This window comes from Pseudomonas sp. C8002 (assembly GCF_013385765.1).
Taxonomy (GTDB): Bacteria; Pseudomonadota; Gammaproteobacteria; order Pseudomonadales; family Pseudomonadaceae; genus Aquipseudomonas.
In genome coordinates, this window is the sequence record NZ_JACAPJ010000004.1 from 229,766 (window position 1) to 252,097 (window position 22,332).

At 60.1% G+C, this 22,332-nt stretch carries 25 protein-coding genes; 14 read left to right on the top strand and 11 right to left on the bottom strand.

Translation table 11 applies throughout. From position 1 onward, the window contains the following. Positions 1-23: 23 nt before the first annotated feature. A complete protein-coding gene (locus HX814_RS06405; RefSeq protein WP_003218739.1) occupies positions 24-830 on the bottom strand; it encodes a TatD family hydrolase in 807 nt (268 codons plus the stop codon). A 238-nt stretch (positions 831-1,068) separates the two neighbouring features. On the opposite strand from HX814_RS06405, the gene HX814_RS06410 reads away from it, so the two are divergent. The 3 genes from HX814_RS06410 to HX814_RS06420 all read left to right on the top strand — a co-directional run bounded on the left by HX814_RS06410 (position 1,069) and on the right by HX814_RS06420 (position 3,594). After that, positions 1,069-2,490, top strand: coding sequence for a transglycosylase SLT domain-containing protein (locus HX814_RS06410; protein ID WP_087693694.1), 1,422 nt, complete (start codon positions 1,069-1,071; stop codon positions 2,488-2,490). A 104-nt stretch (positions 2,491-2,594) separates the two neighbouring features. Further along, positions 2,595-3,029, top strand: a complete 435-nt coding sequence (locus tag HX814_RS06415; RefSeq protein WP_134325988.1) for a DoxX family protein — start codon at positions 2,595-2,597, stop codon at positions 3,027-3,029. 256 nt (positions 3,030-3,285) lie between these two features. After that, the gene (locus tag HX814_RS06420) at positions 3,286-3,594 is read left to right on the top strand and encodes a hypothetical protein (protein WP_003218736.1); all 309 of its coding nucleotides are present in this window, start codon (positions 3,286-3,288) and stop codon (positions 3,592-3,594) included. A gap of 4 nt (positions 3,595-3,598) precedes the next feature. Here HX814_RS06420 and HX814_RS06425 read toward each other — a convergent pair whose 3' ends face one another. The 3 genes from HX814_RS06425 to HX814_RS06435 are packed head-to-tail and all read right to left on the bottom strand — an operon-like array spanning position 3,599 to position 7,068. Beyond that, positions 3,599-5,404, bottom strand: a complete 1,806-nt coding sequence (locus tag HX814_RS06425) for a Gldg family protein (RefSeq protein WP_177008078.1) — start codon at positions 5,402-5,404, stop codon at positions 3,599-3,601. Positions 5,405-5,419: 15 nt separating this feature from the next. Further along, positions 5,420-6,145, bottom strand: a complete 726-nt coding sequence (locus HX814_RS06430) for an ABC transporter permease (RefSeq protein WP_008437749.1) — start codon at positions 6,143-6,145, stop codon at positions 5,420-5,422. After that, positions 6,142-7,068, bottom strand: coding sequence for an ABC transporter ATP-binding protein (locus tag HX814_RS06435; RefSeq protein ID WP_177008077.1), 927 nt, complete (start codon positions 7,066-7,068; stop codon positions 6,142-6,144). The genes HX814_RS06430 and HX814_RS06435 overlap by 4 nt, the downstream gene beginning before the upstream one ends. Before the next feature lie 304 nt (positions 7,069-7,372). Here HX814_RS06435 and HX814_RS06440 point away from each other — a divergent pair, with 304 nt between their 5' ends. Then, on the top strand, positions 7,373-8,602 hold the full coding sequence (locus HX814_RS06440; protein ID WP_177008076.1) for a hypothetical protein: 1,230 nt from the start codon (positions 7,373-7,375) through the stop codon (positions 8,600-8,602). Between the two features lie 152 nt (positions 8,603-8,754). Continuing rightward, a complete protein-coding gene (gene greB / locus HX814_RS06445) occupies positions 8,755-9,228 on the top strand; it encodes a transcription elongation factor GreB (protein ID WP_008437752.1) in 474 nt (157 codons plus the stop codon). A gap of 46 nt (positions 9,229-9,274) precedes the next feature. Here greB and HX814_RS06450 read toward each other — a convergent pair whose 3' ends face one another. Beyond that, positions 9,275-11,785: an ABC transporter permease gene (locus HX814_RS06450; protein ID WP_177008075.1), complete on the bottom strand. Its 2,511-nt coding sequence runs from the start codon at positions 11,783-11,785 to the stop codon at positions 9,275-9,277. Beyond that, entirely contained in the window at positions 11,785-12,468 is a 684-nt protein-coding gene (locus tag HX814_RS06455; protein ID WP_003218726.1) for an ABC transporter ATP-binding protein, read from the bottom strand. The genes HX814_RS06450 and HX814_RS06455 overlap by 1 nt, the downstream gene beginning before the upstream one ends. A 10-nt stretch (positions 12,469-12,478) precedes the next feature. Between HX814_RS06455 and HX814_RS06460 the strand changes: the two genes are divergently transcribed. From HX814_RS06460 to HX814_RS06470, 3 genes are all read left to right on the top strand, one after another. Then, on the top strand, positions 12,479-13,084 hold the full coding sequence (locus HX814_RS06460) for an arylesterase (RefSeq protein ID WP_003218725.1): 606 nt from the start codon (positions 12,479-12,481) through the stop codon (positions 13,082-13,084). A gap of 58 nt (positions 13,085-13,142) precedes the next feature. Further along, positions 13,143-13,436 (top strand): hypothetical protein, encoded by a 294-nt coding sequence (locus tag HX814_RS06465; RefSeq protein ID WP_003218723.1) that lies wholly within the window; start codon positions 13,143-13,145, stop codon positions 13,434-13,436. Positions 13,437-13,508: 72 nt separating this feature from the next. Then, the gene (locus HX814_RS06470; RefSeq protein ID WP_008437756.1) at positions 13,509-14,477 is read left to right on the top strand and encodes a L,D-transpeptidase family protein; all 969 of its coding nucleotides are present in this window, start codon (positions 13,509-13,511) and stop codon (positions 14,475-14,477) included. 132 nt (positions 14,478-14,609) lie between these two features. On the opposite strand, the gene oprI is transcribed toward HX814_RS06470, so the two are convergent. Continuing rightward, entirely contained in the window at positions 14,610-14,861 is a 252-nt protein-coding gene (gene oprI / locus HX814_RS06475; protein ID WP_003172710.1) for an outer membrane lipoprotei OprI, read from the bottom strand. A gap of 626 nt (positions 14,862-15,487) precedes the next feature. Here oprI and HX814_RS06480 point away from each other — a divergent pair. After that, complete coding sequence (locus HX814_RS06480; RefSeq protein ID WP_003189869.1) at positions 15,488-15,769, top strand: GNAT family N-acetyltransferase; 282 nt, start codon at positions 15,488-15,490, stop codon at positions 15,767-15,769. A gap of 114 nt (positions 15,770-15,883) precedes the next feature. Here the strand turns inward: HX814_RS06480 and HX814_RS06485 are convergent, their stop codons facing one another. Beyond that, positions 15,884-16,960 (bottom strand): 3-deoxy-7-phosphoheptulonate synthase, encoded by a 1,077-nt coding sequence (locus HX814_RS06485; protein ID WP_003218719.1) that lies wholly within the window; start codon positions 16,958-16,960, stop codon positions 15,884-15,886. A 133-nt stretch (positions 16,961-17,093) separates the two neighbouring features. Further along, a complete protein-coding gene (locus HX814_RS06490; protein WP_003218717.1) occupies positions 17,094-17,528 on the bottom strand; it encodes a PilZ domain-containing protein in 435 nt (144 codons plus the stop codon). Between HX814_RS06490 and HX814_RS06495 the strand changes: the two genes are divergently transcribed. From HX814_RS06495 to cysB, 5 genes are all read left to right on the top strand, one after another. After that, positions 17,527-17,919, top strand: coding sequence for a thioredoxin (locus HX814_RS06495; protein WP_102605075.1), 393 nt, complete (start codon positions 17,527-17,529; stop codon positions 17,917-17,919). The two genes, HX814_RS06490 and HX814_RS06495, sit on opposite strands and share 2 nt — an antisense overlap. Beyond that, a complete protein-coding gene (locus HX814_RS06500) occupies positions 17,916-18,878 on the top strand; it encodes a putative 2-dehydropantoate 2-reductase (protein WP_003218713.1) in 963 nt (320 codons plus the stop codon). The genes HX814_RS06495 and HX814_RS06500 overlap by 4 nt, the downstream gene beginning before the upstream one ends. A 14-nt stretch (positions 18,879-18,892) precedes the next feature. Then, positions 18,893-19,810 (top strand): 5'-nucleotidase, encoded by a 918-nt coding sequence (locus HX814_RS06505; RefSeq protein WP_003218711.1) that lies wholly within the window; start codon positions 18,893-18,895, stop codon positions 19,808-19,810. Between the two features lie 63 nt (positions 19,811-19,873). Then, complete coding sequence (locus tag HX814_RS06510) at positions 19,874-20,374, top strand: universal stress protein (protein WP_003218709.1); 501 nt, start codon at positions 19,874-19,876, stop codon at positions 20,372-20,374. 104 nt (positions 20,375-20,478) lie between these two features. Next, positions 20,479-21,453 (top strand): HTH-type transcriptional regulator CysB, encoded by a 975-nt coding sequence (gene cysB, locus HX814_RS06515; protein ID WP_003218707.1) that lies wholly within the window; start codon positions 20,479-20,481, stop codon positions 21,451-21,453. A 5-nt stretch (positions 21,454-21,458) separates the two neighbouring features. Here the strand turns inward: cysB and HX814_RS06520 are convergent, their stop codons facing one another. Both HX814_RS06520 and HX814_RS06525 read right to left on the bottom strand, forming a co-directional pair. Then, complete coding sequence (locus HX814_RS06520) at positions 21,459-21,941, bottom strand: GreA/GreB family elongation factor (protein WP_177008074.1); 483 nt, start codon at positions 21,939-21,941, stop codon at positions 21,459-21,461. Positions 21,942-21,956: 15 nt separating this feature from the next. After that, positions 21,957-22,325 carry a hypothetical protein gene (locus tag HX814_RS06525; protein WP_003218702.1) on the bottom strand — a complete coding sequence of 123 codons (369 nt, stop codon included), beginning with the start codon at positions 22,323-22,325 and terminating at the stop codon, positions 21,957-21,959. Between the last annotated feature and the right edge of the window lie 7 nt (positions 22,326-22,332).

Genomic DNA, 22,332 nt, shown 5'->3' on the forward strand with positions numbered 1-22,332 from the left:
TTGATATGGGTCAATGCGCCGCGTCAATCCGGCACAGGCAATCCAAAAAAGGCGCGGGCACAGGCGGTGCTGTGTTGCGCCAGGTCTTCCACGGTTTCTTCGCGGTGCAACGCGACCTCCCGTAGGACTTCCGGTAAATAGGCGGGTTCGTTGCGACCGTTTTTCGGCTTGGGCCGCAGGGTGCGAGGCAGCAGGTAGGGCGCGTCGCTTTCCAGCATCAGGCGGCCCCGGGGGATTTCCCTGACCAGCGGATGCAGGTGCGTCCCACGGCGCTCGTCACAGATCCAGCCGGTGATACCGATATGCAGGTCCAGGTCGAGGTAGCTGAACAGCGCCCGCTGCTCGCCGGTGAAGCAGTGCACCACGGCGGCCGACAGGTGATCGCGGTAGTCCCGCAGGATTTCCAGCAGGCGCTGGTTGGCGTCACGTTCGTGGAGGAATACCGGGAGCTTCAACTCCACGGCCAGGGCCAGGTGTTCTTCGAGGACTTTTTCCTGCTGGGGGCGCGGTGAGAAATCCCGGTTGAAATCCAGCCCGCATTCACCCACCGCACGCACGCGACTTTCCTTGAGCAGGCCGCGCAGGCGCCTGGCGCTTTCGGCGTTCCAGTCACTGGCAGAGTGGGGGTGAATGCCGGCGGTGGCGAACAGGCGTTGGCCACTTTCGTCCAGTTGCTGGCACAGCTCCAGGGCCTGTTCGCTGCCGTCGACACTGGTACCGGTGAGCACCAATTGGCTCACCCCGGCGGCGTAGGCACGGTCGAGAACGGCCTGGTGCTTTTCGTCGAAACTTGGGTTGGTCAGGTTGACGCCGATATCAATGAGTTGCATGGTGCTACCTCCGCCTGCGGTCGGAAAGCATATCAGAGCTGTAGATTTATAAGAAAAGCCAAGAACTACAACGAGTTAAAGCTGTCTTTGAAAGTCGCAAGTAACACCGTGTTTGGTTTGTCGCCATCTGCCGTGCCACCCTTGCGCCCAAAGCCTGCGCTCATGGCGCTCTGTTTCTGTCCCCCAACGCCTCGTTTTTCGCGAAGCAATGGGCAGTATTCTTTCTTCCGGAGAGCGGATGATCCGACCCTCGGCGTTGCTTGTGTTGTGCCTGACGTTACTGCTGCCCACGGCGGCGGTTGCGCGTCTGGACGGGCCGCTGGAAGTGACCCGGCCCGGCAAGGTCCGCGACCTTGCGGAAATCCGCAGCAGCCGCACCTTGCGGGTATTGGTCAACCAGAGCCGCAACAGTTCCGGCGAAGTCCAGGGCCAGGCCATCGGTGTTGAATACCATCGCCTGCGCGCTTTCGAGCAATACCTCAACGGTCACGCCCGTGACGGCGAGGAAATCAACCTCAAGATTATTCCCAAGGCCAAGGATCAGTTGATTGGCGCATTGGCCCGTGGCGAGGGCGACCTGGTGGCACCCGGCGAATTGCTGGATGTGAAGGCCGCCCACAAGATTGCCACCAGCGACCCGATCGCCAGCGACGTGCCGTTATGGCTGGTGGGGCTGAAGGGCGAGCGGCGGTTCACCCGGCTGGAGCAACTGTCCGGGCGCACGCTGGCCTTGACCACGGGCAGTGCCGCGTCGGATGCGATCAGCCAGGTCAACCAGAAGCTGGCGCTGCACAAATTGCCGCCGGTGAAGGTGGAATGGGTGGATCCGAGCCTCGCGGTAGAGGACGTGCTGGAGATGGTACAGGCCGGGATTTTCCACCTGACCATTGTCGAGCGGCCGATTGCCGAACGCTGGGCGAAGATCCTGCCCAAGCTGCGTTTCGACCGGCAAGTGACCATCAGCGAGCCGGGCGAAGAGTATTGGTTTGTGCGCCAGGATGCCTCGATGCTGCGGGCCAGTATTGATCGCTTCCTCAAGACCTACCGCACGCCGTCCGATCAGGATGTGGCGTTCCAGCGCATCTACCGCCGCCTCTACCAGGTACGTTATCCACTGGCTCGCGTCGACCGCCAGCGCCTGGAAAAACTGCGCCCGGTGCTGCAAAAGCATGCCCGCGAGCAGGGCATGGACTGGCTGAACCTGGCCGCGCTGGCGTTCAAGGAGTCTGCCCTGGACCCTGGCGCTCGCAGCAGCGGCGGCCCCACCGGGCTGATGCAGATCACGCCATCGGCGGCGCAGCGGGTCGGGGTGAACAACATCGAAAGCCTGGACAGCAATGTGCAGGCGGGCGCGCGGTACCTGGCGATGATCCGGCGCAAGTTCTTCTCAAGCCCCAAGCTCAACGAGCGCGAGCGCATGGCGTTTGTGCTGGCGGCCTACAACATGGGGCCCGAGCGGGTCCAGGGAATGCGTGCCGAGGCGCGGCGGCGGGGGCTTAACCCAAACCAATGGTTTTTCCAGGTCGAGCGCATTGCCATGGAGCAGGTGGGAATGAGCGGCGTCAGCTATGTTAATAGCGTGAACAAGTATTACCTGGCGTTTGATCGTGAGCGGGAGTCGTTGGAGCCGGCAGCGCCACGGGTTGCCTCACGTAAATAATCTATTAATTCGATAATTATGAGCCGCTTTATCGGCTTTTATCATTGTTTAAACTGATTAATATAGCGGCCAACCCAACCCCTACCTTGAAAAGGATTATCAGCATGAGCCCATTGATCACCCGCGTCCTCTCCACCCGCGCCGGCTACGGCCTGACTGTCCTGCGGATTTTTGTCGGGATCATCTTCGCCGCCCACGGTTCGCAAAAGCTCTTTGGCTGGTTTGGCGGCGGCGGCCTGGCGGGCACTGCCCAGTGGATGGAAAGTATCGGCCTGGCCCCAGGTACCCTGATGGCGGTGTTGTCCGGTGGTACCGAGTTCTTCGCCGGGCTGGCGCTGATCATTGGCTTGCTGGCGCGGCCAGCGGCACTCGGCCTGTCGATCATTTCCCTGGTGGCGATTTTCTCGGTGCATATCCATAACGGTTTGTTCATGGCCAACAACGGCTACGAGTTCGCCCTGGCGCTGCTGGGCGGTACGCTGGCCGTGTTGTTGGAAGGTGCGGGCAAATTGTCCGCAGACCGCGCCATCACTCACTGATACCGCGACCCCCCCCTTAAAAGGCCCGCCCAGTGCGGGCCTTTTCGTTGCTCGGGATTCTTGACACCGCCCTACAGGCTTCTCTAGGATGTTGCCCATGCGCCGATTTAAACAGCTAATTGCGGGGCGCCACGGGTGACTGATCACAGTCCCGACAGAAGCCAGAGCCATGGGCCAGCTTCGAAATTCCGCTAAAGCGCTGGTTCGGTGTTGCCTCTCACCTGCCCGCAGACTTTTGAGGCAGAGACACGACACAATGAATGCACTACGCCCCCTCATACGCCTGGCCCCGATCACCGCGGACCTGACCCAACGCAATCCTAAAATCCTCTTGGGCGGCAAGCATCAGCCGACGTTGCTGCGCTATCTGGATGGCTGGCCGCGCCGCACGGGGCGGCCTTCGGCCTTTCTGATCCAGTTTGTCGAAGACGGCGACTCCCTTGCGCGCTTTGCGTCCAACAGCTTCGACCTGGCCGTCATTCAGGCGCCCAGCGCCAGCGACGCGGGCGAAGTGATACGCCAACTGACCCGCATTGCCCGGCAAGGGCTGATCGCCCGGCGTTGAGCCCTCAGTAGAACGCTGCTGAAGGCAGGTGCCGGCGACGGCGACGCAACAGGAAAATGCCTCCCGCAATCAGGCACAGTATCAGCGGTACAGGCACGATATTGAGCAGCTTCACTTTGCGTTCCAGGGCGTGAACCTCGGCGTATGACTGGACCTTCAGCGCGTGAATTTCCATGGGGATTCGCAACCGCTCCTTGTTGAGCGCTTGCAGCAGTGTGTTGGAGGTTGCAGCCTGAGGGCCCGGGGAAATTGTCGGGGGGTTGAGCAGTTGCCATTCCTTTTCCGTTTGTTCCAGGCGTTGCGCCAGTTCGGCGGACTTCTCACCGTAGGCCAGTGCCGCGTCTTCGCGCATTGCCTGCAGCACCTGCAGTGATCGAGCACCGCCTGCGCGGGGGCGAATGTTCATCAGTGCATCGGGCGCCGCCAGGTTGTCCAGGGTGTTCAATACAAACATCGCGTTATCTGACAACGGGCTACCCGCCGCGCGATGCTTCTGGAGCATTCCAGACACACGATCGCTGAGCAGGTCAGTGTCGGCGACCACGACCACATGGATGTTCGCAGCCTTTTGCAAGCCGGTGTTACGCCCACTGATGCCGTCAGGAAAGGCGGAATAGGCGGGCCCTTCGACGCGGGCGGCGATCACCTGTTGTTGAGCGCGAGTGGCTGTTTCATTGATCAGTGAATTGAGCTGCGCTGGCAGGGCGAAGCGCTCTGCCTCAAACAGCGCGGCGTGCGCGGAGCTTTGCAGCAACGGGGTGAAGGTCATGCGGCTTCTCTTGGCAGGGGCCAGGGCGCCGCTGCTCAAGACGTTGACGTTGTGAAGTTTCCAGGCGCTGATGTCATCCTGTGCCATCGCCTGGCGGGGCAAGGTCAGTGCCGCGGGATGGCGCACAGGCGGCTGGCCCGTGGTCAGGATCACCGAAGTGGCATAGTCGCGATCGGCAATCACCTTGTTCGCGGGCATCTGGATGCCCCAGGCGGACAGCAATGCCTCCAGCCTGGGGTTTTCCGGGGCCGTGACGCTGGTGTCCAGCCCGACAAGCGGGTCGATAAACATCATCAACTTGCCTGCGCCCAATACAAACTGGTCTATTGCGTAAAGGGTTTGGTCAGGCAGGTTGCCGGGATGAACCACCATCAGGGTTTTGACGTGTTCAGGAATTTGCGCGATACCCGGCTCCAGGCTCACCACGTTGAACTGGCGACGGATCTCCTGCAACACCTGCCAGGGAGGCGTATTAACGCCGTTGCGTTCATCTCGCTCACCGTTTATTGGCAGCCGGGAGATCACGCCCACAATGGGTTGCTCGGGGTGGATCACCTTATGAATCAAATGGCTGATTTCATACTCCAGCAGTGACTCCCGGTCCGGGCTGAATGACGGGATGCTATGGGGCGCATGGCCCGCGCTGGTACCCACCAGGCCGAAGAATCCGTGTTGTTCGTCAAGTCCCAGTAACCTGGCTTTGTATTCATCTTCAGAAAAAGGGGTGGGGTCGATGAGGTGCAGGTTGATTTTGCCCTTTGCCGCTTTTTCATATTCCTTGAGCAACAGCTCTACCCGTTTAGCGTAGCTTTCAACGGCGTTGGCTTTGTGTGCACGGTTGCTTGAATTGAAGAAGTACAGATCCACCGGTCTTTCCAGTGAACCGAGCATAGTCTGTACAGGATCGGAAAGTGTATGGATGTTCTGTTCCGAAAAATCCAGCCGTGGATTTGGAAGTTTCAGTGCCCAGACCAGGTTAAAAGCGAGAAACAGTAACAGCAGCGTGATAATTGTGAGGCTGGCACTTAGTCGCGTTTTCATCGTGATGTGTCCTTCTCAACCGTTTCTTACATTCAGGACAATGACCGTCGCGCCAAGAAAGGCGATGATCATACTGATGAAGTACAAACTGTCTTGAAGAGCCAGTACCCCTTGGTCAATGGCGGCAAAACGCGCAGACGGGCTCAGGGAAAGAAGGCGGTCAATCAGCCATACCGGAACTTGATGTTCAATTGCATCAAGAATGGATGACAGGCCACTGGCGGTCAGCAGCAAGCACAGGGTTACGGTGAATATAATCGCGCGATGGTGTGTCAGTGCGCAGATAAAACAGCCCACGGATAGATAACATCCGGCCAATACCCAACTTCCCAGGTATTGTGACGCAATGACTGTATTGTCCGGATTGCCAAAATAGTTGACGGTGATAACTATCGGGAAGGTCAACAGCAGGGCCACGCCAGAAACAATCCAGGCCGCCAGAAACTTTCCGACCACTATCTCGAAACGTGTGACGGGCAGGGTTTTCAGCAACTCCATGGAACCGGTGGTGGGCTCGTCGGCCCAAAGCCGAGTGCATAGAACAGGTGTCAACAGTAAGTAGAGCCAGGGGTGCAACTGGAAGAAGCCCTGCAAGTCGGCACTGCCGACTTCCAGTAACCGGGTTGCATGGAAGCCAAATACAGCAGCGGCGGTCAGGAAAACCGCAGTGCTCAGGTAAGTGAGGGGTGCCGAAAGATAACTGACCAGTTGACGCTTGAATATGACCGGGAGAAGTTTCAAATCGATGCCTCCTGGCTCATATGGTGCACAACGTCATCCAGGCGCCCGGCTTCCAGGTTCAGGGCATTGAGCTTCCAGCGGCGCTGGGTGACCAGTGCATTGATGTGGGGGTAGATGATTTGCCCCGGCAGGGCGAGTACGGTCACTGTGCCGGGAGTCTCGCGGTCTTCCTCGATGCCGGCGACCCCGGGCAATACCGCCAGGGCCAACAGGTCCAGCGGTGTGTCGGCTGCAAGGGTGACCGCCTGGTGATGACGGGAGCTGCGCTGCAGTTCGGGCACCGAAGCGTCTGCCACCAATCGGCCGTCGGCTATCACCAGTGCGCGGGTACAAATCCCGGTCAGTTCTTCCGGCGCACGGGACGCGACAATGATCGTCATCTCGTCGCTGAGCGACTTGATGAGCATTCTGACTTTGTGTTTCTGGTCGGCACTCAGACCTTCTGTTGGCTCGTCGAGCAACAGCAGGCCGGGGTCATGCAGGATTGCCTGGGCGATGGCTACCTTGCGTTTCAACCCGTCCGTGAGGGTTTCCACCGGGCTTTTGAGTATCCGCCACAACTCAAGCCGTGCAACTGCCCGGTCAATCATCTTGCGTTTTTCCGCGCCGCGGAATCCGCGTATTTCGGCAATGAAACCGAGAAAGGCCTTTACACTCATTGCACCATGGCTCAAGAGTCGCTCTGGCTGGTAGCCGGTGACTTTCTTTGCCTGGAATGCGTTCAGGGCGATATCGTTACCGAATATTTTTATATGACCTGAAGAGGGTGTAGTCGAGCCTGAGATCATTTTGATAATAGTTGTTTTTCCCGCACCATCATTTCCAAACAGCCCGAGGCATTCCTGGGGTTGGGCGTTGAATGAGAAGTCATGAATAATGTTTTTTCCGCCCATGGTTTTTGTCAGGCTCGTTATCTCGATCATTATGCTTTTCTACTGAATGGATATGGCAAGGCTGGATTAACCTGGGTGAACAGCAGGTTGTGAATGTTCGAAATTCAATGCTTGAAATCTTTTTATGTTGAAGCTTTTCCGACGTCGCACTGTTAAAAAATGGTACGTTCAATAAACGCTCTTGGAAATGCTGAGGGGGCTGAATAAGATAAGTCCTACATGCCAGACTATGACTCGCTGAAACAATTGTTTTGCTTTTGATGATTTAATTACAGTCGTTGTTTATTTGGTGTTTATTTAAAGTTTATGCCAATTTGAAATGGAGCCTGATGTCATGCTGCTTCTACGTACCCTTGTTCTTGAACAGTCCGGGCATGATGCACCGGTCAATGGTGCACTGCTTTGTGGTTTTGCGGTGGCGCAGATCTCTTCAAACTTTCTTGCCTACAGTCTGGATGAAGAAACAGAGCCCGGTAGTTCACGGGTGTACATCGCAGCGTTGCGCAAAAAGTCCGAACGTTACTTTCTGGGGGCGATAGACTCCAAGGAAGACCTGCAAATAGCGACCCATGTCTTCAAGCAAATCTTGACGCTCGCGGCTGCTCCCGGGGCAAAATCTGCAAGCAGCGGCGAAACTCAGATTCCCTTTCATTTTGTTGATTTGAAAGGCTGCAAATTGCCCCCGGCCAGGCCTGAAGATCATCACTCGTTGACGATCAAGAAATCCCTGGTGATGAAGGTGATTACCCTGGGAACGTCGGCGCCCGGTTTGCCCGCCATTGAAAGCAATACGTTGATCGTGCCGTCGATTCGTTTCTCCTCAAGAATGGTGTCTGCTCCCAGGTCCCCCGATCCTTCAGAGCCTGCGCGGTCATTGCCCGAGCCGGTGGCGCAGGCGCCCGAGGCTGAGCTCGAGATATCCGAGCCGCTCGTTGAGGCGCCACTACAGGCACCGATCGAGGCGCCTGCTGTCGCTGCGCCAGTGCCGGCGCCCATAGTCCAACAACCTGAACCGGTCCCCCAGGCGCCGCCGCCCATGCCTGCCCGGAATGAGTCATCCTCGTTGTTTGAAGTGGACGATACGCTGGCCAATCTTTCCCGATTGTCACAGGAGCTGACGCAGCAAAAGCTCAGCGTGCTCAAGCAGGAAGAAGCGCTTGATCAGTTGCGTCTCGAACTGCGCCAGGAAAAGGCTGACCTTGAGCAGGAGAGTCAGCGGAGTGCCGACAGGATTGCCGAAAAGGAAACGTCCCTGGAACAGTTGGCCCGCACGCTGGCCCTCCGGGAAGAGCATCTGGCTGGCAGCTCGGCGCTGAACCAGACAGAGCAGCGTCGAATGGACGAGCGTGCGCGCTACCTGGAGAGCCAGGAAGCCCAGTTGCATGACCGTGACCTTGCGGTGCGCCTCAAGGAGCAACAGCTGACGGCTGCGCTGTTCCAGTTGCCTGTCCTGCGGGACAACCTGAGGGTTACGCTTCAATCCCTGGATGAGTCACTTGCATGGCTTGGCGAGAACGGGCGCGGCCAGCCTGAATGCGGCCCGACCCAGACGGAGGCTGACTGATACGCGTCGTTGCCGGAATCCGCCGGTGGGTCTGGCTACTTTCCCGAGTTCATTTATCATCGACCCCCACAGCCGACATCGGGCGTTAAATGCGTTGTGCCTGATGCGGCAGCGGGTCTGAAAAATGCAAACTTCCAGGGGATGTAGAGCTTTTGAGCACCAAGCTGATTACCAAAGAAGGTCATGAGGCCCTGAAAAAGGAGCTTGATTACCTGTGGCGAGAAAAGCGCCCTGATACCACCCGCAAAGTGACGTGGGCGGCCTCCCTGGGGGACAGGAGCGAAAACGCCGACTACCAGTACAACAAGAAGCTGCTGCGGGAAATTGATCGTCGGGTGCGTTATTTACGCAAGCGCCTGGAAGACATGCGCGTGGTCGAGTACATGCCCGAGCAGGAAGGGAAGGTGTTTTTCGGCGCCTGGGTGGAGATTGAAAACGAACAGGGCGAGACCAAGCGGTTTCGCATCGTGGGGTACGACGAGATCTATGAGCGTATGGACTACATCTCCATCGACTCACCCATGGCCCGGGCACTGTTGCGCAAGGAAGTGGATGACGAGGCGCTCGTGCAGACCCCCAGTGGCGAAGTGTGCTGGTGGATCACCGCTATCGAATATGTGAAGTGACAACGGATGGCCCGTACGCATGAACGCGTGCGGGCCATTTGCGTTTTCAGCCCTCGCGCAGCACCGTCAACGGGCTGGCATTCAGTGCGCGGCGGGTGCCGAACACGCCGGCACCGCCGATCAGCACGGCGCCGATCGCCGGCAGCAGCAATAGCCACGGATGCGGGTGCCAGGTCAGGTCGAACGCGTAGCGGTACAGCACCAGTGTCACCAGTTCAGTGCCCAGCGCTGCCAACAGCCCGCTGACTGCGCCCAACAACCCGAACTCGATACGCCGGGCCTTGACCAGCAACTTGCGCTCAGCCCCCAGCGCCCGCAGCAGGGCGCCCTGGCGAATCCGCTCATCGAGGGTTGCCTGGAGCCCGGAGAACAACACGGCCATCCCCGCCGCCAGGACAAACAACAGCACGTACTCCACCGCCAGGGTGACCTGGGCCAGGATGCTGCGCAGTTGTTCCAGCAATGCCTCCACCTGCAGGATGGTCACCGCCGGGAAGGCCCGGGACAGGTCGACGATCTGTTGGTCATGGCCGGGTGCGAGGTAGAAGCTGGTCAGGTAGGTGGCCGGCAGGTCCTTCAGGGTGCCGGGCTGGAAGATCATGAAGAAGTTGGGCTGGAAGTTGTCCCAGTTGATTTCCCGCAGGCTGGTGACCCGCGCTTCACGGTTTTCCCCGCCGACGGTAAACACCAGGTGATCGTTGAGCTTGAGTTTCAGGCTGTCGGCGACCTTGGCCTCCACCGAGACGCCTGGAATCTCGTCGGTCGGTTGCGCCGTCCACCAGGAGCCCGCCGTCAGCTTGTTGCCCGGTGGCAGGTCGGCGGCCCAGGTCAGGCTCAAGTCTCGCTGTACTGCACGATCGCCGCTGGAGTCCTTGCTGACAATCTCCTGCACTGGCGCGCCATTGATGCTGATCAGTCGTCCCGGTACCACCGGATACAACGGAGCCGATTGCGCCTGTAATTCCAGCAGGCGTGCGCCGAAGGTGTCTTTGTCGGCGGGCAGGATGTTCAAGGCAAAATAGTTGGGGGCGTCCTTGGGCAACTGGTTCTGCCAGGTGTCCAGCAATTCGCCGCGCAACAACGCGATCAAGCCCATGGATAACAGGATCAGCCCGAACGCCAGTGACTGCCCCGCGGCCGCCAGGGGATGACGCAGCAACTGGCCCAGCCCCAGGCGCCAGGGCAAGGAGGCCCGGGCCAGCAGGCGTCGCAGGCTTTGCAGCAACAGGAGCAGCAGGCCGCCGAGAACCAGCGCGGCAATCACGCCGCCGCCCAGCAGGGCGAAGGTCAGCACCAGGTCGAGGCTCAAGCGCCACATGATCAGGCCCAGGGCGAAGAGTGCGGCGCCGTAGACCATCCAGGTGCTGGAAGGGATTGGCAGCAAGTCGCGGCGCAATACCCGCAGTGGCGGCACCCGCCCCAGGGCGGCCAGCGGCGGCAGGGCGAAACCGGCGAGGGCTACCAGCCCGGTGCCAATCCCGGCAACGGCCGGCAGCAGCCCGCCGGGTGGAACGTCCGCCGGCAGCAGGTCATGCAACAGCGCAAACAGGCCCAATTGCGCCAGCCAGCCGAGCAGGGCGCCGGTCAGGCTGGCCAGCAACCCCAGCACGGCCAATTGCAGGCTGAACAGCAACATGGTTTCGCGTCGCGACAACCCGAGGCAGCGCAGCAAGGCGCTGGCATCAAAGCGTCGGCTGGCGAAGCGATTGGCCGAGAGCGCCACGGCCACGCCGGAGAGCAGCACCGCCACCAGGCTGGCCATGTTCAAGTAACGTTCGGCCTTGCCCAGCGCGCCGCCGATCTGCTGGTTGCCGTCGCGCGCATCCTGCAGCCGCTGGTTGGCAGCCAGGCCGGGCTTGACCAGGTCGCGATAGGTTTGCAGCACGGTGCCGCCCTGTGGCGCTCGCCACAGGTCGCGATAACTCACGCGACTGCCGGGCTGCACCACGCCGGTGGCGTCAAGGTCGGCCAGGTTGATCATCACCCTGGGCGTCAGGCTATAGAAGTTGCCGGCGCGATCCGGCTCATAGGTCAGCACGCGGGAAAGGCGCAGGGTCTTCATGCCGACGTCGATGCTGTCGCCGATTTTCAGGTTCAGTGCCGTCAACAGCCGTGCTTCCACCCAGGCTTCACCGGGTTTGGGGCCACCTCCGGCAGTTTCTTCGGCGAAGGGTTCGGCGGCGCTCTTCAGCTCGCCGCGCAACGGATACGCCTCGTTGACCGCCTTGATGCTGGACAGCTGGATGCCGGCGTCAGTGGCAATCACGCTGGAGAATTCCACGACCCTGGCGTGCTGCAGGCCCAGCTCGGTGCCACTCTGGATTTGCTCGGTGCGGGCGGGTGAACTGCCTTCCAGCACCAGGTCGGCCGCCAGGAACTCGGTGGCGCGCAACATCATCGCGCCGTTCAGGCGGGCACCGAAGTAACCGATGGCGGTGCTGGCGGCCACGGCCACCAGCAGGGCGAAGAACAGCACACGCAGTTCGCCGGCGCGGGCATCGCGCAGCAACTGGCGTAGGGCAAGGCTGAACAGGCGCAACAAGGGCAAGCGTGCCATCAAGGCTCCAGGGGCGCGACCATCAGGCCGGCTTCAAGACGGATCAGGCGACGGCAACGGTGGGCCAGGCGCTCGTCATGGGTCACCAGCACCAGGGTCGTGCCGCTCTCTTTGTTGAGTTCGAACAGCAGGTCGCTGATGCGCTCGCCGGTATGGCTGTCGAGGTTGCCGGTGGGTTCATCGGCAAACAGCACGTCCGGTTCGGCAGCAAACGCCCGGGCAATCGCTACCCGTTGCTGCTCACCCCCCGAGAGTTGGCGCGGCGAGTGGGTGAGACGCTGGCCCAGGCCGACACGCTCCAGCAGGTGTTTGGCGCGCTCGCGGGCGTCCTTGCGACCGTCCAGCTCCAGGGGCAGCATCACGTTTTCCAGCGCGTTGAGGCTGTCGAGCAACTGGAAGGACTGGAACACAAATCCCACGTGCTCGGCGCGGATGCGTGCACGCTGGTCTTCGTCGAGGGTACTCAGGGCCTGGCCGGCGAGGGTGACTTCGCCACTGCTGGGCAGGTCGAGGCCGGCCAGCAGGCCGAGGAGGGTGGATTTGCCGGAACCGGAGGCGCCGACGATAGCCAGGCTATCGCCCTTGTTCAGTTCCAGGCTCAGTTCGTGCAGGATAGTCAGTTCACCTTCCGCGCTGGGAACCACTTTGCTAAGGTTTCGCGCGGTGAGAATGCTTGCGCCCATGGAGAATCCAATGCGAATGTGGTTTTTGAGTGCTGGCCTGGCCTTGATGTGCATGGCCCAGAACGCAGCGGCGGGTACAGTCCTGATCGTTGGCGATAGTATCAGTGCCGGTTTCGGGCTGGATACCAGCAAAGGGTGGGTAGCGTTGTTGGGACAACGGCTCAAGAGCGAAGGTTTCGACGATAAAGTGGTCAACGCCTCTATCAGCGGCGACACCAGTGCCGGAGGCCGGGCGCGGCTGCCGGCGGCGCTTGCAGAGCATAAGCCGGACCTGGTGATCATTGAGCTGGGCGGCAATGACGGCCTGCGTGGGCAGCCACCCGAGCAATTGAAACAAAATCTTGCATCGATGATTGAACAGTCCAAGGCCAGCGGTGCCAAGGTGCTGCTGCTGGGCATGCAGTTGCCGCCTAATTACGGGCCGAAATACACCACCGCGTTTGCTAATGTCTACCCGGCCCTGGCCAAGGAAAAAAGCGTCCCGCTGGTGCCGTTTTTCCTTGAAGGCGTCGGTGGTCATCCGGACCTGATGCAGGCTGACCAATTGCACCCGGCGGTTGGCGCGCAGGGCAAGTTGCTGGAAAATGTCTGGCCAACGCTAAAACCACTGCTATGACGCTTTTCTAGCAGCGGTCTTTCGGCTAAGGTGGCGCCCCCCCGATTTGGAGCCCCCGATGTCGCGTCCTGCCTGGTCACTGTTTGCCTACCAACTGATCGAACCTGACGAACAGCTGGATCTGTTCGCCTGCCAGGAAGTCCGGGTGCATCTGGTGACGCGTCAATTGGAGTTGGGCGGGTCCATCGACCGCACCCTCTGCGGCACGTTGTTGCCTGCCCAGCCGCGCTGGTCATCGGTGGATCGCTCGATCTTCCAGGACCAGCGTTTGTGCCCCCTGTGCCGGGCGATCCTCGAGTCGCAAAAACGCGGCACACCGCCGATCTGGCCAGAGCTGCGCTTCGAGCTTTGAATATGGGTGCCCGCCGGGCAGCCGTGTACAATCCATTTTCTACTACCCGTCGATCTGCGAAGGAATTCCCGGATGTTGTCGCGCCTTTCCGCCGTCACCTGCTGCCTATCTCTCGCTGCGCTCTGCGCGGCCGGTCCTGCTGCAGCCTTGCAGTTGCCTTTGCCGCCACCGGGTGAAGATATCGTTGGCCAGGTCCAGGTGATCAAGGCCAAGTACGAAGATACCTTCGCGGACCTCGGCACCACCTACGACCTGGGTTATTCGGAGATGGTCGCGGCCAACCCGGGCGTGGATGCCTGGCTGCCGGGAGCGGGTACCGAGATCGTGTTGCCGACGCGCTTCATCCTGCCGCCCGGCCCGCGTGAAGGCATCGTGATCAACCTGGCGGAGTACCGGCTCTACTACTACCCCAAGGGCCAGAACGTGGTGTACACGTTCCCGTTGGGGATTGGCCGTGAAGGCTGGGGCTCGCCAGTGGCCCACACCACCATCACGGGCAAGATCCCGAACCCGACCTGGACCCCGCCAGCCTCGATCAAGGCAGAACACGCCGCCAATGGCGACCCGTTGCCCAACGTCGTGCCGGCCGGCCCGGACAACCCGCTGGGGCCGTTCAAGTTCACCCTCGGCACGCCGGGCTACCTGATCCACGGTTCCAACATGAAGTTCGGCATCGGTACCCGTACCAGCCACGGTTGCTTCCGCATGTTCAACAACAACGTGCTGGAAATGGCCGACATGGTGCCGGTGGGCACGTCGGTGCGGATTATCAACGACGCCTACAAGTTCGGCGCGGCCGGGGGCAAGGTCTACCTGGAAGCCCATACGCCGCTGAACGACGATGGCACCCCATCGGTCGTCGACAAGCACACCGCCGTCATCAACGCCTTGCTCAAGCGTGAAGACCTGTCCAGCAACCTGCGGGTCAACTGGGACCAGGTGCGTGACGTGGTTGCGGCTGAAGACGGTTTGCCGACGGAAATCGGTGTACCCGGCGGGGCGCCGATGGTATCGAGTACGCCGGTCGATCTGCAGCAGTAAGCCTGCACGATCCATAACCCGTTATCGCCTCGCGCGGTGACGGGTTTTTTATTGTCTGGAATCCAGCCAAATCACAGGCAAAAAAAAGCCGATCCAAGAATGGATCGGCTTGATAACAACCCCGGAGGATTATTACTTGCGGCTTGCTTTTTCAAGCATGCGCAGAGCGCGCTCGTTAGCTTCGTCAGCAGTCTGTTGTGCTTTTTGAGCAGCAGCCAGAGCTTCATCAGCTTTACGGTAGGCTTCGTCTGCACGAGCCTGGGAGCGTGCTGCTGCGTCTTCAGTTGCAGTCAGACGAGCTTCGGTTTCTTTGGAGACGCTGCTGCAACCGGTAGCCAGAACTGCGGCCAGAGCCAGAGCAGAGAATTTCAGAACGTTGTTCATCGTGTTCCCCTTCAAGGACTTTCTATTAAATGGCTACTTTCTCAGAGTGAGCTAATAGCCGGCGTACATACTACCCATTACTTGTAGTAAGTAAACTGACGTAGCGCAAGAAGCAAAAAAAATTCTCGCGTCCAATCTATTTTGGCTAATCTTTCGAGAGTCTGTATAAAAAATATGCAGATTTTTGCACTCGGCCGAGGATTGGATCCAGCCTGAAAGGGCCGGCTGGCATGTGTTAAGCCATGTAAACATAAGTCATTTTATATATCGTCCCTGACACTATTGTTCAGATTGTCTTTTCGCCATTCGGTATCTTTTGTGCATGTTGAGGTGACTTTAAGAGCGCGTGTTCGTCTCAAGCTTCAACTGCCGGCAATGTTCAGGCCATCGACGTAAGGAATCTCGATTGGCCCTTTCTATGTCCGCCAGCGCAACGGAAGACGAGCGCGTCTTGAGCAATTGTGCGATTGGCGCCTACTATTTCCCTGTGCTGGTTGTGAGCGCTAGTGCAAGGCACTGGCCGCTTTTCTCGTTGTCGAAACCGGCACCGGGTGGCGTAGATGTTCCTTCGCCGGAAAAACATCGGTAAGGTAGGGGTCAGAAACCAAGACCCGCGAGGAGTAGTGATGAGCGAGGCGTTGTCCATCCACCATGACCAGGCTGGTCATCAGTTCGAGACCAATGTGGACGGTCATCGTGCCTATCTGACCTATATGGATCTCGGGAAGCAGACCCTGGATATCTATCGCACCTTCGTGCCCAACGCATTGCGCGGCCGTGGCATTGCTGCCGCGCTGACCGAGGAAGCGTTGAAGTTCGCCGAAGAGGCAGGTTATACGGTGATCCCGTCCTGCTCCTACGTTGAGCGCTACATGGAGCGCCACCAGCGCCATGCCGCGAAGCTTTGAGCATTGAGTAGGGCGGTACGCAGAGCATCCCAGGATGCATTCCCACGCAGGGCGGGGGAACGATCAAAAAAAACGCCGGGTTTAGCCCGGCGTTTTTGTGTCCGCAGTCTGTGCTCAGCCGCGCTGGCGCTTGGGCAACACGTCCTTGAGCTTGGCGTGCATGCTGCGCAAGGTGGTCTCGGTGGCAGACCAGTCGATGCACGCATCGGTGATCGACACGCCGTATTGCAGGTCGGCCAGGTCCTTTGGAATCGCCTGGCAGCCCCAGTTCAGGTGGCTTTCGACCATCAGGCCGATGATCGACTGGTTGCCTTCCAGAATCTGGTTGGCCACGTTCTCCATCACCAGCGGTTGCAGGGCCGGGTCCTTGTTGGAGTTGGCGTGGCTGCAATCGACCATGATGTTCGGCTTGATCTTCGCCTTGTTCAGCGCCTGTTCGCACAAGGCCACGCTGACCGAATCATAGTTGGGCTTGCCATTGCCGCCACGCAGTACCACGTGACCGTAGGCGTTGCCCTTTGTGGTGACGATGGACACGCCACCTTCCTGGTTGATGCCCAGGAAGCGGTGCGGGCTGGAGACCGACTGCAGGGCGTTGATCGCCACGGTCAGGCCGCCATCGGTACCGTTCTTGAAACCCACGGCCGAGGACAGGCCGGAAGCCATTTCGCGGTGAGTCTGGGATTCGGTGGTGCGTGCACCAATTGCCGACCAGCTGATCAGGTCTTGCAGGTACTGCGGGGAAATCGGGTCCAGGGCTTCGGTTGCCGTCGGCAGGCCCATTTCCGCCAGATCCAGCAGCAATTGACGACCGATGTGCAGGCCATCCTGGATCTTGAACGAGTCGTCCAGGTACGGGTCGTTGATCAAGCCTTTCCAGCCGACGGTGGTACGCGGCTTCTCGAAATAGACACGCATCACCAGGTACAAGGTGTCGGACACTTCCGCCGCCAGCACCTTCAGGCGCTCGGCGTATTCGTGGGCAGCCTTGAGGTCATGGATCGAGCACGGCCCGATGACCACGAACAGGCGGTGGTCGGTGCCGTCGAGAATCTCACGGATGACTTCGCGGCCCTTGGTGACGGTCTGCAGGGCAGCGTCGCTCAGGGGGATTTCGCGCTTGAGCTGATCGGGCGTGATCAGGGTCTCGTTGGATTCGACGTTAAGGTCGTTGATCGGTAAATCAGCCATCGTGTTACTCGTCAGGGTCACGGGTGCCGGCCGCCAGCGATCCCCGTGCGGCGGAGCACAGCATGATTTAAGTGCAGCGGGGAGCGGAACCTTAGCGCGTTACAAGGCTGCGAGACAATGGGCAACGTCCGCTTTAATCCAGCGCTGGCAGCACAAAAGCCTCATGGGAGAACTCGCCGGCATGGCGCGTGACCCATTCCCGGGCCAGCGCTTCGCTCTGCCCGGGTGTGGGCTCGACGCCTTCGTGGAGGCGGCAGTACCGTTCGATCTGGCACACTTGCTCACCCATCCGCGCACCGAACAAGGCCTGCTCATCGGTAAAGGCAATGTCGACGCGGTAGCCGTTTTCGGCCTTGCGGCACCATGCCACATAGCCCGGATAGCGGGCCGTCTGGCCCAGTGAGGGGATGTGCAACTCGATGGCCGCGCCCTGGCGCCAGGCGCGCGGGCAATTGCATGCGACGCCGCCCAGGCCGATAGTGTGCAGCCGTTGGCGGGAAATGCCGGAAATGGGGCGTTGGGTTATTTCGACAGCGACATCATCAGGGTGAGGAAAGAAACGACCCATGCACACGGACTCCGAGCACCGTCCAGTTGACGGCGGTGGCAGCAGTATAGTGAAAGAACTGCAACTTACCGACCTGGATATCGACCAGCAATTACTGGGGCTTCCCGGCACGTCCCTGGTGGTGTTTACCGGTGACGGCTGCTCGCGTTGCCGCTTCCTGCACCAGCAACTGCCGGGTTGGGACTTGCCGGTGGACCGGGTGTGCTGGGTGGATGCGGGTCACAATGGCGGGGCAGTGGAGCGCTACGAGATCTTTCACCTGCCGGCGTTGTTTGTGGTGTGTAACGGGAAATTCCATGGAATATTAGCGTCACTGACGCGTCTGACCGCCAGCGACCTGACTCAAGGTGTGCAGCAGGCGCTCAAACGAATACCAGAGGAGTTGCCATGACCGAAGTAACAAAACAGTCGCCACGGATCGGGATCATCGGCACCGGGGCCATTGGTGGCTACTACGGTGTGATGCTCGCGCGCGCCGGCTTCGATGTGCATTTCCTGCTGCGCAGCGAGTACGCGGCGGTCAGCGAGCGCGGCCTGCAACTCAACAGCACGATCCACGGAACCGTGCACCTTCACCCGGTACAGGCTTATGCCCGCGCCGCCGACATGCCGCCGTGCGACTGGCTGCTGGTGGGCACCAAATCGACCGGGAATGTCGAACTGGCCCCGACCATCGCTCAGGTTGCCGCCCCGGACGCCAGGATAATCCTGTTGCAAAATGGCCTCGACGTAGAGGACAGCCTGCGTGAACACCTGCCGCCGTCGCTGCACCTGCTGGGTGGCCTGTGCTACATCGGCGTGCACCGTTCCGGTCCCGGGATCGTCGAGCATCAGGCGCTGGGCCGGGTCAACCTGGGTTACCACAGTGGCCCCGCGGCCAACGATGACAGCGGTCGGCAAGCCATCGTCGAAGAAGGCGCCGCGCTGTTTCACCAGGCCGGTATCGATTCCCAGGCCATGGCCAATGTGCACCAGGCGCGCTGGCATAAACTGGTGTGGAACGTGCCTTACAACGGCCTCTCGGTAGTGTTCGGCACGGGCACCACGGCGATGATGGCGGATGAGTCCAGCCGCGAACTGATCCAGGCGCTGATGGCCGAAGTGGTGCAGGGCGCCCACGCCTGCGGGCATGAGATTCCCGCCAGTTACGCCGGGCAGATGTTCACCATGACCGAGAGCATGGATGACTACTTGCCCAGCATGTATCACGATTACGTGCACAAGCGCCCGCTGGAACTGGCGGCGATCTACGCGCGCCCCTTGGCCGCGGCCAACGCGGCGGGTTGTGAATTGCCACGCATGCAGGCGCTGTATCAGGCCTTGAGTTTTATGGATCGGCATAACCGCTGATTGGGGGGAACACCATGGCAAAGGGATTGGGCGACAAACTGGTGCTGGCGATTTCCTCGCGAGCGCTGTTCGACCTGAGCGAGAGCCACAAGGTCTACCTGGCCCAAGGCGTCGAGGCGTACCGCAAGTACCAGATCGACCACGAGGAAGAAACCCTCGAGCCCGGTGATGCCTTCCCGCTGGTGAAGAAACTCCTGAGCCTCAACGCCAGCCTCGGCCGCGCCCGGGTCGAGGTGGTGCTGGTGTCGCGCAACAGTGCCGACACCGGCTTGCGTGTATTCAATTCGATCCAGCATTACGGGCTCGACATCTCCCGCGCGGCGTTTGTCGGCGGGCGCAGCCCTTATCCTTATCTGGCGGCGTTTGGCTGCCACCTGTTTCTGTCCACCCATGCCGAGGATGTGCGCAGCGCCCTGGATGCCGGGTTTGCCGCAGCGACGATTCTGTCGGGCGGCGCAGGTCGGGCCTCCAGTGCTGAATTGCGGATCGCCTTCGATGGCGACGCGGTGCTGTTTTCCGACGAGTCCGAGCGCGTTTATCAGTCGGGCGGCCTTGAAGCCTTCCAGGCCAGCGAGCGCGAATCCGCCCGCGAGCCGTTGCGCGGCGGCCCATTCAAGGGCTTCCTGGCGGCACTCAACCTGTTGCAGCGCGAGTTCCCCGACGAGTCCTGCCCCATCCGCACTGCGCTGGTGACCGCCCGTTCGGCGCCTTCCCACGAGCGGGTGATTCGCACGCTGCGCGAGTGGGATATCCGTCTCGACGAGTCGCTGTTTCTTGGTGGCCTGGAGAAGTCGGCGTTCCTCGAAGCCTTCGCCGCCGATGTGTTTTTCGATGACCAGGAAGGGCATTGCGAGAAGGCCCGGGAGTTCGTGGCCACCGGTCACGTCCCCCATGGCATCAGTAACGAGTTGAAAATTCAGACCGAGGGCTGAGCACTGCCAAAGGCGCTGCTAAGCTGAATCAATCCCCGCCATCCTGGCTGCCCAGGAGGTTCTATGATTCGTTCGATGCTGTACGCCACTGACCTCGGTCTGTATGCCCCCTATGTGATGCAACATGCCCTGGCGCTGGCGCGAACGTTCAAGGCTGATCTGTATGTGATTCACGTGGTCGAGCCCATCGGGCTGTTCGCCGAATCGGTGTTGCAGAGCTACCTTGATGAGAAGGCCTTGAGTGAATGGCAAAGCCAGGGCCTGACGACGGTGATGGCGACCATCGAGCAACGGGTGCTCGACAGTTTTCGCGAGGAGCTGGGGGACGGGGAGCAGGACCTCAAGTTGATCCGTTCGGTGCGGGTGATCCAGGGTGATCCTTGTGAAGTGATTCTCGACCAGTCGCAGAAACTCTCTGTGGATTTGTTGATCGTAGGTAGTCACAGCCAGGCGGTCGGGGTGGCAACACCTCTGGGGAGAACCGCCGCACGGGTGCTGCAGCTGTCCCAGGTGCCGGTGTACCTGGTGCCGCTGTTGCAGCGTCGACGCAGTGACGACGTGTGATTGGTAGAAAACGATAAAAAGTTCTAGATTTATCCGTCTAACCTTTAATATAGTTATATACCGTCGCTGATACCCGTGGCGTCTATCCGCTTTGAGGGACACATATGAAGCTTCAACAACTGCGCTACATCTGGGAAGTGGCGCACCACGACCTCAACGTTTCCGCTACTGCTCAAAGCCTTTACACCTCGCAACCCGGTATCAGCAAGCAGATCCGCCTGCTCGAAGATGAGTTGGGCGTTGAAGTGTTCGCACGCAGCGGCAAGCACCTGACCCGTGTCACCCCGGCCGGTGAGCGCATCATCACCACCGCCGGCGAGATCCTGCGCAAGGTCGAAAGCATCAAGCAGATCGCCCAGGAATTCTCCAACGAGAAAAAGGGCACCCTGTCGATCGCCACCACCCACACCCAGGCGCGTTATGCGCTGCCGCCGGTGATCAGCAGCTTTATCAAGCAGTACCCGGACGTGGCCTTGCACATGCACCAGGGCTCGCCGATGCAGATCGCCGAGATGGCCGCCGACGGCACCGTCGATTTCGCGATTGCCACCGAAGCGCTGGAATTGTTCGGCGACCTGGTGATGATGCCGTGCTACCGCTGGAACCGCTGTGTGGTAGTGCCTCAAGGTCACCCATTGGCCAAGCTGCCGAAGCTGACCCTGGAAGCCCTGGCTGAATACCCGATCGTGACTTACGTGTTCGGTTTCACCGGCCGTTCGAAACTCGACGAAGCCTTCAGCCATCGCGGCCTGACGCCGAAAGTGGTGTTCACCGCGGCTGACGCCGACGTCATCAAGACTTATGTGCGCCTGGGCCTGGGTGTCGGTATCGTCGCCAAGATGGCGGTCGACACCAAGCTCGACAACGACCTGGTGGTGCTCGATGCCAGCGAGCTGTTCGAGTCCAGCGTGACCAAGATCGGTTTCCGTCGTGGCACCTTCCTGCGTGGTTTCATGTGCGACTTCATCGAAAAGTTCGCGCCGCACCTGACGCGCGAAGTGATGGCCAAGGCCATCCAGTGCCACAACAAGCAGGAACTGGAAGAGCTGTTCGACGGCGTTGAACTACCGGTTCACTGATCGGCTTACTTCACCTCGGTAACAGCAAACTGTTGCCGAGCGCCCCCCACCAGAATCTCCACCTCATCCCCTTCGAACTTGCCCAGCAGGCTTTTGCCCAGGGGCGAGCGTGGGGTGATGACGGTCACCGGTTGCCCCACCACATCGACCTTCAAGCCTGCGCCGTCCGGCGCCAGGAATAGCCACTGCTGGCGATCGTTTTCATCTGCCAACCCCAGTAACGCGCCGACTTCGATGCCGCGCTGGTCATTGTAGGCCCGCAGTTGCATGTTCTGGCAGAGCGTCAGCGCCTGCCGGATCTCCTCGACGCGTCGGGCCTGGCCGGCTGCCAGGTAAGAAGCCTCCAGGCCCAGGGTGTCGTACTTGTTCTCGGCGATGTTTTCTTCGTGGGTCGCGGTTTCGTACGCGGTTTGCGCGGCGCGCTGGGCGATATCGAGATCGACCGCGAGTTTGTCCAAAACCAACTGGTGAACGGCGTGTTTATTCATGGGCGGCTTTCGTGATCAATCGCAAAATTGCAGGACGTTGGCCCGGCTCTTGTCGTTGGGGGCGTTCTGGTCCTGTTGCAGCCAGAACTGGCATTTGGGGTTGGACAGGTTACGCGGGTTGTTGCGGGCCTGGTCCAGGGTTTGCTGTTGCTCCTGCTTGCGCAGGTTCTCCTGGTACTGCTCGAACATCCGGTTCGGTGGCTCCGGTGCAACCACCTCCGGCTTGCCCAGTTGCTGCACCACTCGGGCCACCGGCGCCACGGTTTGCTCGGGCAGGTAGCGGGAGGCCAGCCACACGCTCAGCACAATGGCGATAAAGCCCAGCCACAGGCCGAAGGCCACGGCGATACTGAGTTTGAACAGCGAGAACGAACGATCAGACATGGTGGCC